Annotated in this window: 13 protein-coding genes; 2 read left to right on the top strand and 11 right to left on the bottom strand. The window is 66.8% G+C overall.

Translation table 11 applies throughout. The annotated features are described in order from the left end of the window. Positions 1-28 precede the first annotated feature (28 nt). The 4 genes from folD to ACTJJM_RS04760 all read right to left on the bottom strand — a co-directional run bounded on the left by folD (position 29) and on the right by ACTJJM_RS04760 (position 5,245). Positions 29-907, bottom strand: a complete 879-nt coding sequence (gene folD, locus ACTJJM_RS04775) for a bifunctional methylenetetrahydrofolate dehydrogenase/methenyltetrahydrofolate cyclohydrolase FolD (protein ID WP_049402332.1) — start codon at positions 905-907, stop codon at positions 29-31. Positions 908-999: 92 nt separating this feature from the next. Further along, positions 1,000-2,832, bottom strand: a complete 1,833-nt coding sequence (locus ACTJJM_RS04770; RefSeq protein ID WP_197598036.1) for a monovalent cation:proton antiporter-2 (CPA2) family protein — start codon at positions 2,830-2,832, stop codon at positions 1,000-1,002. A 304-nt stretch (positions 2,833-3,136) separates the two neighbouring features. Further along, positions 3,137-4,273, bottom strand: coding sequence for a molybdopterin-synthase adenylyltransferase MoeB (moeB, locus tag ACTJJM_RS04765; RefSeq protein WP_440865180.1), 1,137 nt, complete (start codon positions 4,271-4,273; stop codon positions 3,137-3,139). 60 nt (positions 4,274-4,333) lie between these two features. Continuing rightward, positions 4,334-5,245, bottom strand: coding sequence for a LysR family transcriptional regulator (locus ACTJJM_RS04760; RefSeq protein ID WP_312660241.1), 912 nt, complete (start codon positions 5,243-5,245; stop codon positions 4,334-4,336). Between the two features lie 119 nt (positions 5,246-5,364). Here ACTJJM_RS04760 and ACTJJM_RS04755 point away from each other — a divergent pair, with 119 nt between their 5' ends. Next, positions 5,365-6,399, top strand: coding sequence for an alcohol dehydrogenase catalytic domain-containing protein (locus ACTJJM_RS04755; protein WP_010484597.1), 1,035 nt, complete (start codon positions 5,365-5,367; stop codon positions 6,397-6,399). Positions 6,400-6,460: 61 nt separating this feature from the next. Here ACTJJM_RS04755 and der read toward each other — a convergent pair whose 3' ends face one another. From der to ndk, 7 genes are all read right to left on the bottom strand, one after another. After that, complete coding sequence (gene der, locus ACTJJM_RS04750) at positions 6,461-7,858, bottom strand: ribosome biogenesis GTPase Der (RefSeq protein ID WP_010484595.1); 1,398 nt, start codon at positions 7,856-7,858, stop codon at positions 6,461-6,463. Positions 7,859-7,875: 17 nt separating this feature from the next. Continuing rightward, positions 7,876-9,084, bottom strand: a complete 1,209-nt coding sequence (bamB, locus tag ACTJJM_RS04745) for an outer membrane protein assembly factor BamB (RefSeq protein ID WP_010484593.1) — start codon at positions 9,082-9,084, stop codon at positions 7,876-7,878. Further along, entirely contained in the window at positions 9,084-9,722 is a 639-nt protein-coding gene (locus ACTJJM_RS04740) for a YfgM family protein (protein WP_010484590.1), read from the bottom strand. The genes bamB and ACTJJM_RS04740 overlap by 1 nt, the downstream gene beginning before the upstream one ends. A 65-nt stretch (positions 9,723-9,787) precedes the next feature. After that, the gene (locus ACTJJM_RS04735; protein ID WP_019338408.1) at positions 9,788-10,660 is read right to left on the bottom strand and encodes a RodZ domain-containing protein; all 873 of its coding nucleotides are present in this window, start codon (positions 10,658-10,660) and stop codon (positions 9,788-9,790) included. A gap of 18 nt (positions 10,661-10,678) precedes the next feature. Next, positions 10,679-11,464 (bottom strand): type IV pilus biogenesis/stability protein PilW, encoded by a 786-nt coding sequence (gene pilW, locus ACTJJM_RS04730; protein WP_019338407.1) that lies wholly within the window; start codon positions 11,462-11,464, stop codon positions 10,679-10,681. Continuing rightward, on the bottom strand, positions 11,451-12,656 hold the full coding sequence (rlmN, locus tag ACTJJM_RS04725; protein WP_005409296.1) for a 23S rRNA (adenine(2503)-C(2))-methyltransferase RlmN: 1,206 nt from the start codon (positions 12,654-12,656) through the stop codon (positions 11,451-11,453). Before rlmN ends, pilW begins: the two co-directional genes overlap by 14 nt. A gap of 10 nt (positions 12,657-12,666) precedes the next feature. Then, positions 12,667-13,092: a nucleoside-diphosphate kinase gene (ndk, locus tag ACTJJM_RS04720; RefSeq protein WP_008265389.1), complete on the bottom strand. Its 426-nt coding sequence runs from the start codon at positions 13,090-13,092 to the stop codon at positions 12,667-12,669. A 346-nt stretch (positions 13,093-13,438) separates the two neighbouring features. Here ndk and ACTJJM_RS04715 point away from each other — a divergent pair, with 346 nt between their 5' ends. Beyond that, positions 13,439-14,092, top strand: coding sequence for a TetR/AcrR family transcriptional regulator (locus tag ACTJJM_RS04715; RefSeq protein ID WP_049453251.1), 654 nt, complete (start codon positions 13,439-13,441; stop codon positions 14,090-14,092). Positions 14,093-14,120: the final 28 nt, after the last annotated feature.

Genomic DNA, 14,120 nt, shown 5'->3' with positions numbered 1-14,120 from the left:
AGACACCTGAGAACAGCCCCAGGTGAGGTCAGCTCAGCGCTTCCGCCGCTTCCAGGGTGTTCTGCATCAACGTAGCCACGGTCATCGGGCCCACGCCGCCCGGCACCGGGGTGATCCAGCTCGCCCGCTGCGCTGCGGCCTCGAACCCGACATCGCCCACCAACCGACCGTCGTCCAAGCGGTTGATGCCCACGTCGATCACCACCGCGCCCGGCTTCACCCATTCGCCCGGCACGATGCCCGGGCGGCCGACCGCCACCACCAGGATGTCGGCGTTGCGCACGGCCTGTTCCAGCACGTCCTTGGGGGTGAACTTGTGGCAGCTGGTCACGGTGCAGCCGGCAATCAGCAGCTCCAGGCCCATCGGCCGGCCAACGTGGTTGCTCACGCCCACGATGGTGGCGTTGCGGCCACGCACCGGCTGGTCGGTGTGGCCCAGCAGCGTGGTGATGCCGCGCGGGGTGCACGGGCGCAGGCCGAACTCGCGCAGGGCCAGGTGGCCGACGTTTTCCGGGTGGAAGCCGTCCACGTCCTTGCGCGGGTCGATGCGCTGGATCAACCGGCGCGCGTCGGGGATGCCCGGCAGCGGCAGCTGGATCAGGATGCCGTTGATCTTCGGATCGGCGTTGAGCTGGTCGATCAGGTCGAGCAGCTCGGCCTCGGTGGTACCGGCCGGCAGATCGTAGTCATGCGCCTCGATGCCGACCTTTTCGGCGGCACGGCGCTTGTTGCGCACGTATACGGTCGAGGCCGGGTCGCCGCCCACCAGCACCACGGCCAGGCCCGGACGGCTGCCGCCGGCGGCCACGCGGGCGTCGACGCGCACCTTCAGGCTGTCGAGCAGGTCCTCGGCGATACGGCGGCCATCAAGGATGCGGGCAGGATGCTGGGGGGCGGAATCGGTCATCGGAGGCAGGCGTGGGGCGGCGGGGACGCTATTGTCCCCGATTCAGGCCCCCTCGCCCACCGCCAATCCGGGCGAGCGCGGTGCGCGGCACCTCATTCTTCCTCTTCCGGCACATCCTGCGGATTGAGCGTCTTGCTCTCCCGCTTCGGCGCGGTGAACGGCGTTGGCGTCGGTACGCCCTGCGGGCTGTTGCCGTAGATCATCCGCGCGCCGGCATTCAGACCACCACCGGCAATTTCCAGCTCGAAGCGCTCGGCATCGCGGCGACGGATCTGCTCGGCAATCTCCACCGCATCGTCTTCGTCCGCACCCAGCTCCACCAGCGCGGCCTGGCCGAACAGCACCGCCGACTCGAACGTCTCGCGGATCTGGAAATCGACACCGGCATGGATCAGCCGCAGCGAATGCTCGCGGTCGAACGAGCGCACCATCAGCTTGGCCTGCGGGAACTCGTGCGCCACCAGTTCAACAATGCGGTCGGCGGCCTCGGCCTTGTCCACGCACACCGCAATCGCACGTGCGGTGGCCGCGCCCGAAGCATGCAGCACATCCAACCGCGTGCCGTCGCCGTAGTAGATCTTGAAGCCGAACCGCGCGGCGCTCTGGATCATCTCCACATCGTTGTCGATGATGGTCACGTCCACGTCGCGCGCCAGCAGCGACTGGCTGGCAACCTGGCCGAAGCGGCCGAAGCCGATCAGCAGCACGCTGCCGGACAGGCCCTCGGCCTCGTCCACGCCGTCCATGTTCACCGTCGGCTTCGGCGCGATGCGCTTGTAGAGCAGCACCACCAGCGGCGTCAGCGCCATCGACAGCACCACCACGGCAGTGAAGTTGGCATTGATCTCCAGGTTGATCACGCCGGCCGATGCCGCGGCGGAGAACAGCACGAAAGCGAATTCGCCGCCCTGCGCCATCAGCACGCCACGGTCCAGCGCCTGCGCGTGGTCGCTGCCCATGATGCGTGCGACCACGTAGATGCACAGCGCCTTGGCTGCCATCAGCGCCAGCACCAGGCCGAGGATCAGCTGCCAGTTGCCCGCCACCACGCCCAGGTCCAGCGCCATGCCCACGCTGAGGAAGAACAGGCCGAGCAGGATGCCGCGGAACGGTTCGATGTCCGCTTCGATCTGGTGGCGGAAGGTCGATTCGCTCAGCAGCACGCCGGCCAGGAACGCGCCCATCGCCATCGACAGGCCGGACAGCTGCATCAGTAGTGCCGCACCCAGCACCACCAGCAGCGCGGCGGCGGTCATCACTTCGCGCGCCTTCGATTCGGCCAGCACGCGGAACAACGGGTTGAGCAGGAAGCGGCCGACCAGCACCAGGCCGACGATGGCACCCACGCCGATCGCCACCGACAGCCAGCGCGAACCCTCGCCATCGGCACTACCCGCACTGGGGCCCATCCAGGCTACCAGCGCCAGCAACGGCACGATCAGCAGGTCTTCGAACAGCAGGATGGAGACGATCTTCTGCCCCGACGGCAGCGCGATGTCACCGCGCTCGGCCAGCAGCTGCATCACCACCGCGGTGGAGGTGAGCACGAAGCCGGTGGCGCCGATGAAGGCCACCTGCCACGGCAGGCCGAACAGCTTGGCGATGCTGGTCAGCACCAGCGCACAGGTGACGATCTGCAGCGTGCCCAGCCCGAAGATTTCCTTGCGCAGGCTCCACAGGTGCGAGGGCCGCATTTCCAGGCCGATCACGAACAGGAACATCACCACGCCGAGTTCGGCGGTATGCAGGATGGCCTGCGGGTCGGAGAACCAGCCCAGCCCGAACGGTCCGATCGCCAGGCCAGCGGCGAAGTAGCCCAGCACCGAGCCCAGACCGGCCCGGCGGAACAGGGGCACCATCACCACCGCCGCGCCCAACAGGGCGACGACCTTGACCAGCTCGCTGGTCGCTGCTTCTACCGCCATGCGGTGTGTTCCCCAAGATCCAGAATCGGGTTCAACAATAGAGCAATGCCGATGACGGCAATAGCACGCATGTTGCGCCGGATTGTCTTGGATGTGGAACGATGATGGGCGCCCGCCCCGGCATCATCCCGAAACCGTTGCAAGTCGCTGTAGAGCCGAGCCCACGCTCGGCTGCTTCTGCTGTGTGCGAAAAGCAGCCGAGCATGGGCTCGGCTCTACAGTAGATCCACGCCATGCGTGGATGACGCACAGCCGCCGCGCCCCGGTAGATCCACGCATGGCGTGGATGGATCCCCGGCCGGGTTCACCCACCCCGGCAGAACGCGGCGTAATCGATATACCCCGGGAACGGCACGCCCGGCGCACACACCGGGCAATGCGGGTCCGGCCGGATGCCGGTCTCGCGGAAGCGCATGCCCAGCGCATCGAAGCGCAGCAGCCGCCCCACCAGCGGCTCGCCGATGCCCAGCAGCAGCTTCAGCACCTCGGTGGCCTGCAGCACGCCGGCCAGGCCGGGCAGCACGCCCAGCACCCCTGCCTCCGAACAGTTCGGCGCGAACTCCGGCGGCGGCGGTTCCGGGAACAGGCAGCGATAGCACGGTGCCACGCCACGCTGGCGACCGGCATCAAACACGCTGACCTGGCCGTCGAAGCGCTCAATGGCGGCATACACCAACGGCTTGGCATGCTTGATGCAGGCGTCGTTGAGCAGGTAGCGCAGCGGGAAGTTGTCCGACCCATCCAGCACCACATCCACTCCCTCCAGCAGCGCATCCACGTTCTCGGAGGTGACCCGCTCGGGCACGGCCTCGACGTCGATGGAGGGGTTCAGCGCCAGCAGGCGCTCGCGCGCGGAATCGACCTTGAGCTGGCCGACACTGGCTTCGGTATGCACGATCTGCCGGTGCAGGTTGCTGCGCTCCACGCGGTCGTGGTCGGCGAAGCGCAGGTGCCCTACCCCCGCGGCGGCCAGGTAGAAGCCGGCCGGGGCACCCAGCCCGCCCGCGCCCAGCACCAGCACGCGCGACTGCTGCAACCGGCGCTGGCCGGCCTCGCCTACCTGTGGCAACAGCAGGTGCCGCGAATAGCGATCAAAGAAATCGCGGTCGGCGGCGCTGGCCAGCGGCTGCACCAGCGGTAGCGACTGCTCGCGCCAGGCCACGGTGCCGCCCGTCACGGAAGCGACGTTTGTGTAGCCGGCCTCCAGCAGGAACTGCGCGGCATCGACCGAGCGCTTACCGCTCTGGCAGATCAGCAGGATCTCCTGGTCGCGCTTTGGCAGATGCACGCCAGGATCAGCCTGCAGCTCGCCCTTGGCCACGCCGCGCGCGCCCTCGGCCATCCCGCCGGCCCGTTCGTGCGCCTCGCGCACATCGATCAGCACGGCGCCGTGGGTCAGGCGCTCGCACGCCTGCGCGGGGGAAAGCTCTTGGATGCTCATGGCCGCATTATCGCGCAGGCCGCTCTGCCTTGCCTTGATCAATGCCCAGCGCTACCCGGACTACCCGCGCCCGCCGTGCTGTTCCTGAAGAAGACCGATCAGCGCTTTCAGCCCGGGCGGCACATGCCGATGGCCCGGGTAGTACAGCGAGAGGCCAGGAAATTCAGGACACCAGTCCTCAAGCAACCGCAGCAGGCGGCCATCGGCCAACGGTTCCAGTGCCAGATGCTCGGGAACGAAGGCGATGCCGATCCCTTCAATGGCCGCGTCGACCATCAACGGCTGGTCCGTCAACGTGATCGGCCCGGAGACGTTCACCCGCTCGGTAGTGCCCTGGTGCTCGAACTCCCACCGGTAGATCGCCCCACTTTCAAAGCGGAAACGGATGCAGTCGTGCTGATGCAGATCCAGCGGCCGCAGTGGACGGCCACGCGCCTGCAGATACGCCGGCGAGGCCACCGCCGCGAAGCGCATCGGGGCGGTCACCGCTATCGCGACCATGTCCTGGGGCACGGCTTCGGTCAGGCGGATACCCGCATCGAACCCCTCCGAAACGATATCGCCCAACCGGCCGTCACTGACGATGTCCAGGTGGACCTGCGGGTACTGGCGCAGGAACCGCGCAAGCACCGGCTTCAGCACGAGCCGTATGGCGCCCTCACTGGCGTTGATGCGGACCGTGCCACGCGGCGTGCCGGCTTCAGTGTCCACGGACTGCAGGGCCTCCTCGATCGAGGCCATGGCCGGCCGCAGTTTTTCCGCCAGGCGCTCCCCGGCATCGGTCAGCGAGACGCTGCGCGTGGTGCGATTGAACAGGCGCGCACCCAGCCGCTGCTCGAGCGCCTTGATCGCATGGCTGATCGCCGACGGCGTGATGTTCAGCTCTGCCGCCGCGCTGCGGAAGCTCCGATGCGCCGCCACCGCCAGGAACGCGGTGAAGGCGGTCAGATCCCCTCCGCTCGTTTGTTGAATTCGGCTCACCATATCGTGAAATATTGAAGCGATTGTCTTGATAGTCAACCGATTCTACGCTCCGAGTAGTCCGCGGGCACCCGCCCTCGGCGCTCACCCACCGGGACAGGATCAAGACGATGAAGACGATGAAAGCGGTTGTGATGACCGGGCCGAATGCGCCGTGGCAGGTCCAGGACGTGCCGATGCCCGTGATCGAACCGGGCCAGGTGCTGGTCAAGGTCCACGCATCGGGCATGTGCTACACGGACGTGTGGGCAACCCAGGGCTATGGCGGCGACATCTACCCGCAGACACCGGGGCATGAAGTAGTCGGAGAAGTGGTGGAGGTGGGCGCCGGCGTGCACTCGCGCCGGGTGGGCGATCGCGTGGGCACCACGTGGGTCCAGTCGTCCTGTGGGCGTTGCCCCTACTGCCGCGAGAACCGCCCCTTGTCCGGACAGACGGCAATGAACTGCGATGCACCCCGCACCACCGGCTTCGCCGCGCAGGGCGGCCATGCCCAGTACATCGCGATCTCCGCCGAAGGCACGGTGCTGCTGCCTGACGGACTCTCCTACGTGGATGCGGCGCCGATGATGTGTGCCGGCTACACGACCTGGAGCGGGCTGCGCGATGCGGCGCCCCAGCCACGGGAGAAGATCGCGGTACTGGGCATCGGCGGACTGGGCCATGTCGCCCTGCAGCTGTCCAAGGCCTGCGGCTTCGAGACCATCGCCATCACCCATTCCGCAGACAAGCATGCGCTCGCCCAGCAGCTGGGCGCCGACAAGGTCGTGGCCAATGGCAAGGAGCTGAAGGCCATCGGCGGCGCCGACGTGCTGCTGGTGACCACCAATGAATTCAGCTCGGCCGAAGAAGCGATGACCGGCCTGCGTGTCGACGGGCGCGTTGTGCTGTGCGGCCTGGACTTCAGTCAGCCGTTCTCGATCTCGTCCGAAGGCGTGCCGTTCCACATGATGCGCCAGCGCGTGATCGGCGCCACCCATGGTGGCCAGCACTACCTCAGCGAAGTGCTGCAGCTTGCCGCCGCCGGCAAGGTGAAGCCGATGGTCGAGACCTTTGATCTGGATCAGGCGACCGAGGCGTACGACCGCCTGTCGTCAGGACGGATGAGGTTCCGTGGCGTGCTGTTGCCGTGGGGCCACGCCTGAGCAAGGCGGCCGCCCCTGCATCACAACGAAAAAGGCGGCCCTCAGGCCGCCTTTTTCTGCATCACTTGCCCTTGACGTGCTTCATCAAGCGCCGCTTGGCCTTGACCTGCCGCTCGGTGAGGACGTTCTTCTTGCCCTCGTACGGGTTGGTACCCTCGCGGAAGATGAAGCTCACCGGCGTGCCGATCAGCTTGAAACGCTTGCGGAAGAAGTTCTCCAGGTAGCGCTTGTAGGATTCCTGCAGCTCCTTCAGGCGGGTGCCGTGCACGATGAAGGTCGGCGGATTGGAGCCGGCCGGGTGCACGTAGCGCAGCTTGGAGACGTGGCCGCGGATGGTCGGCGGCGGGTTGGTCTCGTAAGCCACTTCCAGCGCCTTGTTCACTTCGCTGGTGGTGAAGGTCTTGTTCGCCGATTCGTGCGCGCGGTGCACCGCACGGAACAGCTCACGCAGGCCCGAGCCGTGCTTGGCCGAGATGCGCACCGACTCGGCCCACGGCACGAAGCCCAGCTTCAGCGACAGCATGGTTTCCGCCTGCTCGCGCTGGTACTCGGTCAGGCCGTCCCACTTGTTGATGGCGATCACCAGCGCGCGGCCGGCATCGAGCACGGCGCCGAGCACGGTGGCATCCTGGTCGGTCACACCTTCGGTGGCGTCCAGCATCAGCACGGCCACCTGGCACTGCTCGATCGACTGCATGGTCTTGACCACCGAGAACTTCTCGACGACCTCGTCCACGCGCGAACGACGGCGCAGGCCGGCGGTATCGATCAGGCGGTATTCGCGGCCGTCACGCTCCAGGTCCACCGCGATCGAGTCACGGGTGGTGCCCGGCACGTCGGAGGCGATCATGCGCTCCTCGCCAAGAATGCGGTTGACCAGCGTCGACTTGCCCACGTTCGGGCGGCCGACGAAGGCGATGCGGATGCGGTTCGGATCGTTGTCCAGCTCTTCGCCGCTGCCTTCTTCCGGCAGGCGCTGGACCACTTCGTCCAGCAAGTCGTCCAGGCCCTGGCGGTGCGCAGCCGACACGGTCAGCATCTCGCCGAAACCGTAACGGGCGAACTCCGAACGCACGGTGTCCTCGTCGGTGCCGTCGATCTTGTTGATCAGAAGCAGCGTCGGGCGCGACAGCTTGCGCAGCCAGGCCAGGATCTCGTCGTCCATCGCCGACGTACCCTCACGGGCATCAACCACGAACAGGATCAGGTCGGCTTCCGCCGCAGCGGCGCGGGCCTGGCGGGTGGTAGCCCCGGCCAGACCTTCTTCCTCTTCCGCGATACCGCCGGTATCCACGACGAGGAAATGGTTGTCCTCGTCGAGGCGGCAGACGCCGTAGTTGCGGTCGCGGGTGACGCCGGGCTGGTCATGGACCAGCGCGTCACGGGTGCGCGTAAGCGCATTGAAAATAGTCGACTTGCCGACATTCGGCCGTCCAACCAGGGCGACCAAAGGCAGCATCGCGATTACTCCAATTTTTAATTTGCCAACCGGAAGGCGGTCAGCTTGCCATCAACGTTCTGCACCAGCAGCACCCCGTCTACGACGACCGGCTGGGCCAGCAGGGCGTCGCCGCCACTTTTCGCCCGTGCCGCCATCGCACCATCGGAGGTCTGCAACCAGTGCACGTATCCCTTGTAGTCGCCGACCACGACGTAGTCGCCGTGCAGTGCCGGACCGGTCAGCGAGCGACGGGCCAGTGCGGTCTGCGACCACATCGCTGCGCCGCTGGCCTTGTCCAGGCCGAACACGCCGCCCTTGTTGTCGGTGACGAACACATTGCCAGACGAGACCGCCACACCACCGGCACCGCCATGGTCGCGCGCCCACAGCGGGCGACCGGTCGGGCCTTCGATGGCCATCGTCTGGTTCTTGAAGCTGCTCACGAACAGGGTGTTGCCATCCAGCACTGGCGCGCCGTCGACATCGGCCATGCGCTCCAGCTCGGTACGGCCTTCACCGTTGCCCACGTTCTGTTCCCACAGGGTGCGGCCATCCTGCTGGGCCAGGGCGGCAACCGCGCCTTCGTCCTTGCCGATGAACAGCACGCCCGGGCCGGTCACCACCGGCGCGTTGCCACGCACGGTCAGTGCCGGCAGCTCGCTCGGGTTGAACCACTTCTGGGTGCCGTTGCCGGCATCGAACGCGGTGATGCGGCCGTCATTGCTGCGCACGTAGACCGCGCCCTGGGCGATGGCCGGCGCGGCGATGACTTCACCCGGAACACGGGCGCGCCACTTCTCGCTGCCGTCGTTGATGTCCAGGGCGATGACCTGGCCATCCAGCGTGCCGATCACGACCAGGTTCTCACCGACCCCCGGGCCGCCGGACAGGCGCAGCTTGGCCTTCTTCTTTTCCTTCTTCGGCTCCCAGGTCCAGACCTTCTTGCCGGTCTGCAGGTCGATGGCGTGCACGCCACCGGTGAGCGCCGCAGCGAACACGTGGCCGTTGGCCACCGCCGGGCCCTGGCGCACGCCGATGCGGCGCTCGCCCTTGCCGAGGTTGACCGACCAGGCCTTGTTGACCTTCAGGGTCGGCTCGAACTTGACCAGCTCAGCCGGTTCCTGTGCCTTCTTCGCGGCCGCGTCCTTGCCGGCGAACCAGCCCTTCACGGTGCTGCAGCCGCTCAGGGCCATGCCCATCAGGAGCACGGTGGCGACGCGGGTGATCATGACCTTCTGACTCATCAAACCGACTCCGCAGGGGCGGCAACGGTGCCGCCGGCGTCCATAACCTTGGTTTCCAGCAGGCGCCGCTGCGGCGCTGCCACGTCCAGCGACTTCAGCGCTTTCTCGTACTGGCTCCGGGCGTCATCGCGCTTGCCCTGCGCCATCAGCGCGTCGCCATGGATTTCCAGGCTGCTGCTGTCAGTGGCGCTGCCCAGCAGCTTGATCGCCTCGTCACTCTTGCCGGTGGCCACCAGCAGGCGGGCCACACGCTGGTCGACCACGCGCTGCAGGTCACCTTCGACCTTCACGCCGCGCAGGGTGGCCAGGGCTTCTTCGTTCTTGCCGGCGTCGACCTGGGCCTTGGCCAGCTGCAGCGCCGCGAGGTCGCCGTAGATGCTGGACGGGCCGGCTTCGAGCGCCTTGACCGCCTTGGAGGCGTCGTCGAGCTTGTTCTGCTGCAGGCCAACGAGCGCCTTCTGGTACTCGACATTGGCCGAGGCCAGCTTGCCGCCCTGATCCTTCTGGTACCACTGCCAGCCGGCAATGGCACCGATGGCGATGACTACGCCACCGAGGATGCTGGCGCCATTCTTCCGCAGCCAGCTGCGGACGCGTTCACTTTGTTCGTGCTCGTCGAGCAGATCGTCGATCGCCATGCGTACTCTCGCCCCGCCCATCGGGAGGGACCATTGGGATTAATCGAAGGTGGTGAAACCGCGCCTCAGTGCGAAACCGGGACTACGGAGCCTTCAGAGGATACCTGAAAGCGTGCCACGTTGGCTCGCTGGTAGGGGGTCAGATCGACGATAGCGCCGTTCTGCTGAACCTGGACCGCCGAGGCGTTGCCCAGGGTCACCCGGGTCACCTGGCCCGGTGTGAAGCTGCGGCTTTCGCCGGACTTGATCAGCGCCTTCTCGACGGTAGCGCCGTCCGGGCCGCCGATATCGACCCAGCTGTCGCCGCTGAACTGCATGTCCAGCGTGTTGGCGGCAGCCGCTGGCGCCGGGGCTGAACGCGGCACCGGGGCCAGCGAGGCCACGTACGGGGTGGCGGCCGGCTTGCTGGCCGGGGCGCTCGCCACTTCAGCCGGCGCCGAGGGCTCGACACCCGCAGCGGACGGGGTTACCGGCACGGCGGCCGGGATGGCGTCCAGCGAGGCGGTATTCGGCGACGGGGTGGCACTGCCATCGAAATGGCCACGGGTGGCAAACCACACCGGCACCGCCAGCACCGCGGTGATGCCGACATACAGCACGCGACGGCCGAGATTCTCGGCAATGCGGCGCGCACGCGGGGTATGGGTATGGCTGACCAGGGTGGGCGGAACCACCGGGCCGACCTGGGCCTGCTCCAGCAGCTCTCCCACGTCCACATCCAGAAGCCGCGCGTAGCTGCGCAGCTGGCCGCGCACGAACACCGGCGCGCCAAGCTTCTGCCATTGTTCTTCTTCCAGCGACCTGACCACCTGGACCGGCATGCGCAGGCGCGAGCCGACATCTTCGAGGGTCAGTCCGGCCGCCTCGCGGGCCTGGCGCAGGCGGCTGCCGCAGCCGGCCGCAGTCTCGAGAGCGCTCACAGTCTGGTCATCAATCACAATGCATCAACCCTGGAGTTAGGAGCCCGCTTCCTGCGGAAATTCCTGTCGAATCCGCTGAATATAGCGATCAGATGCCGCCCGATCACCCAGCCGCGCTTCGATTTGAGACGCAAGTTGTAACACGGAACGCGTTGCGGGTGCAGCCGCAATCCTACGTTCGGCGAAGGCCCGGGCCTCCATGTAGCGGCCCTGGCGGAAGCTGAGCTGGGCCATCGCCTCCAGCGCGACCGGGTTTCCCGGCAGCGTCGACAGCGCCGCGCGCAGGTCGCGCTCGGCACGTTCAAGCTGGCCAGCGTCCAGGGCACAGCCCCCGGCATTGGCCTGGGCCTCGGCCGGTGTGGCGTAGCCCGGCGCCTGCAGCGCACGATCGAACCAGGCCAGCGACTCGGCCGGCCGGCCCTGCTGGCACAGCCACGCGCCGTAATTGTTGAGGACGTCCCCGCGCTGCGGCGCCCGTTCGGCAGCCCTGCGGAAGCTTTCGCCGGCCTGCTGGGTACGGCCACGGCGCTCGTCGATGCCGGCCATCAGCACCAGCGCATCAGGCGATTCGGGTGCCAGCTTCAGCGCCTCGCGCGCCTTGCGTTCGGCCGCATCGAGGTTGCCGACCTGCATGTCGCGGGCGGCCAGTGCCAGCAGGTCCTGCAGGCGCACCTGACGCCGCACGTTGTCCGGATCGCGGACCGAGTAGACCGGCGCTTCGCTGGGGCCCAGCCTGGCCTTGGGTTGGGATTTGCAGCCGCCGACCGCAACGGCCAGCACGCCTGCGAGCAGAACCAGCCAGAGGCGGTCAGGCCGCGGCATCGCTCCCCTTCCCCGCCTGCAGCGTCTTGTTGAACTCCGCCTGGCGGCGGGTGCGGTCCATCACCTGGCCCTTGAGCTGGCCACAGGCAGCGTCGATGTCGTCGCCACGGGTGCGGCGGACCATGGTCAGCACGTTGCTGTCGAGCAGGATCTTCTGGAAGGCGCGGATATGCGCCTCTTCCGAGCGCTCGTAGCGGGTACCCGGGAACGGGTTGAACGGAATCAGGTTGACCTTGCCCGAATCCTTGGCCTGCACCGCGTTGTCGAACTGGCGCATCAGGCGGGCCAGCTCGCGGGCATGCTCGGGCTTGTCGTTGATGCCCTTCATCAGGGTGTATTCGAAGGTGACCGATTCGCGGCGCTTGTTGGCGCGCAGGTAGCGTGCGCACGAGGCCATCAGCTCGGCGATCGGGTACTTCTTGTTGAGCGGCACCAGGGTCTCGCGCAGCGCATCGTTCGGCGCATGCAGCGACACCGCCAGCGACACGTCGCTTTCGGCAGACAGGCGGTCGATCTGCGGGACCAGGCCGGAGGTCGACAGGGTCACGCGCTTGTTGGCCAGGCCGTAGCCCAGGTCGTCGCGCATCACGCTCATGGCGCGCACGACGTTGTCGAAATTCATCAGTGGCTCGCCCATGCCCATCATCACCACGTTGGTGAGGCGGCGCATCTGGTGCGGCACGTTGCCCAGGTGGCGCGCGGCAACCCACACCTGGCCGATGATCTCGGCGGTGGTCAGGTTGCGGTTGAAGCCCTGGGTGGCGGTGGAGCAGAACGTGCAGTTCAGGCCGCAACCGACCTGCGAAGACACGCACAGCGTGCCGCGGGTCTTGTCCGGGATGTACACGGTCTCGATGGCGTTCTTGCCATCCACGCCCATCGCCAGCAGCCACTTGTGGGTGCCGTCGGCGGAGGGCTTGTCGAACACGATGTTCGGAACCAGTACCTCGGCATGGGCCTGCAGCTTGGCGCGCAGGACCTTGCCGAGGTCGGTCATTTCATCGAAGTCGGTGACGTAGCGATGGTGGATCCACTTCATCACCTGGTGGGCACGGAACTTCTTTTCGCCAAGAACCTCGACGAAAAACTTCTCCAGGCCCGCGCGATCGAGGTCGAGCAGGTTCTGCTTGCCAGCCGTGGGTGCCGACTTCGGCAGCGGCTGGATGGCGGGGGACTGTACGACCTCGTTCACGGCATTACTCTCAGCGCGAGACGACTTCGGTGGCGGCGAAGAAGTAGGCGATTTCAATCGCGGCATTCTCGACCGAGTCCGAGCCGTGGGCGGCGTTGGCATCGATGGATTCGGCGAAGTCGGCGCGGATGGTGCCCGCAGCGGCTTCCTTCGGGTTGGTGGCGCCCAGCAGGTCGCGGTGGGCCAGGACGGCGTTCTCGCCTTCCAGGGCCTGGATCATCACCGGGCCGGAGATCATGAACTCGACCAGCGCGTTGAAGAACGGACGCTCGCGGTGCACGGCGTAGAAGCCTTCGGCTTCACGGCGCGACAGCTGCTTGTACTTGGCGGCCACGACCTTCAGGCCGGCCTTCTCGAAGCGGGCGTAGATTTCGCCGATGACGTTCTTGGCAACGGCGTCCGGCTTGATGATCGAAAGGGTGCGCTCCAGCGCCATGGGATGTCTCCAATGGAATCGGGCCGCTGATGGCCCGAAGGGTAACATGAAAAAAACCCGCGTCGGGACGCGGGCTTAGCCTGATAAACGTAGGCGAATTGTAAAAGATAACGTGGCCGGGTGGTAGAGGGCCGTGTGGGCCTGTAGTAGAGCCGAGCCCATGCTCGGCTGGCCTTTGGGCTGAAGAGCAGCCGAGCGCGGACTCGGCTCTACAGGCTCAGGTCCACCCATTCACCCACCTGAGTGAAATCTGACCGAGCCGGCTGATTTTGCTGCACTGCAAAATGCCATACGGTACCGTCTGGTTCTAGTATCAAACAATCGTTTGATTAAGGTCCGCCCATCGATGGCCAAGCCCGCCCACTTCTCGACCAAGGACCGGATCCTCGGCGCGGCCGAGGAGCTGTTCGCCCAGCACGGCTTCGCCGGCACCTCGCTGCGCCAGGTGACCAGCCAGGCCGACGTCAACATCGCCGCGGTCAACTACCACTTCGGCTCCAAGGAAAACCTGGTCAACGAGGTCTTCCGCCGCCGCATGGACGAGATGACCGGTGCGCGCCTGGCACAGCTGGAGCGCGCCCGCAGCGAACACCCCGGTGAACTGCGCCCGGTGCTGGCCGCCTTCGTCGAACCGGCGCTGGCGCTGGCCCAGGACCGCCAGAACGGCGGCGCCTTCGTGCGCGTGATCGCCCGCGCCTATGCCGAGAAGAACGACAACCTGCGCAAGTTCCTGTCTGACCACTACGGCCACGTGCTGCGTGCGTTCGGCAAGGCCATCGGCGAGTGCGTGCCCGGCCTGAGCAAGGAAGAGCTGTACTGGCGCCTGGACTTCCTGGCCGGCTCGCTCACCTATGCCATGGCCGACTTCGGGCTGATCAAGCGTCCCGCCGGTGTCACCGAAGCGGCGCATCGTGCCCATGCCGCCCACGAACTGATCCATTTCGCCGAAGCCGGGTTCCGCGCCGCCGCACGCGCCAGCGCCCTGCCCGCTTCCCTTTGATTCCACCCAGTAACTGCTGACCAACAAA

The sequence above is a fragment of the Stenotrophomonas sp. 22692 genome, assembly GCF_052045015.1.
Taxonomy (GTDB): Bacteria; Pseudomonadota; Gammaproteobacteria; order Xanthomonadales; family Xanthomonadaceae; genus Stenotrophomonas; species Stenotrophomonas geniculata.
The sequence above is the reverse complement of the archived record's forward strand: the minus strand, read 5'-3'. Positions and strand labels throughout refer to the sequence as shown.

Coding starts and splice junctions, on each gene's coding strand:
- ACTJJM_RS04740 (WP_010484590.1), bottom strand. CDS start 9,722: ATGGCGATCGACGATCTGCTCGACGAGCACGAACAAAGTGAACGCGTC.
- ACTJJM_RS04715 (WP_049453251.1), top strand. CDS start 13,439: ATGGCCAAGCCCGCCCACTTCTCGACCAAGGACCGGATCCTCGGCGCG.
- ACTJJM_RS04755 (WP_010484597.1), top strand. CDS start 5,365: ATGAAGACGATGAAAGCGGTTGTGATGACCGGGCCGAATGCGCCGTGG.
- ndk (WP_008265389.1), bottom strand. CDS start 13,092: ATGGCGCTGGAGCGCACCCTTTCGATCATCAAGCCGGACGCCGTTGCC.
- folD (WP_049402332.1), bottom strand. CDS start 907: ATGACCGATTCCGCCCCCCAGCATCCTGCCCGCATCCTTGATGGCCGC.
- moeB (WP_440865180.1), bottom strand. CDS start 4,273: ATGAGCATCCAAGAGCTTTCCCCCGCGCAGGCGTGCGAGCGCCTGACC.
- bamB (WP_010484593.1), bottom strand. CDS start 9,084: ATGAGTCAGAAGGTCATGATCACCCGCGTCGCCACCGTGCTCCTGATG.
- ACTJJM_RS04770 (WP_197598036.1), bottom strand. CDS start 2,832: ATGGCGGTAGAAGCAGCGACCAGCGAGCTGGTCAAGGTCGTCGCCCTG.
- pilW (WP_019338407.1), bottom strand. CDS start 11,464: ATGCCGCGGCCTGACCGCCTCTGGCTGGTTCTGCTCGCAGGCGTGCTG.
- der (WP_010484595.1), bottom strand. CDS start 7,858: ATGCTGCCTTTGGTCGCCCTGGTTGGACGGCCGAATGTCGGCAAGTCG.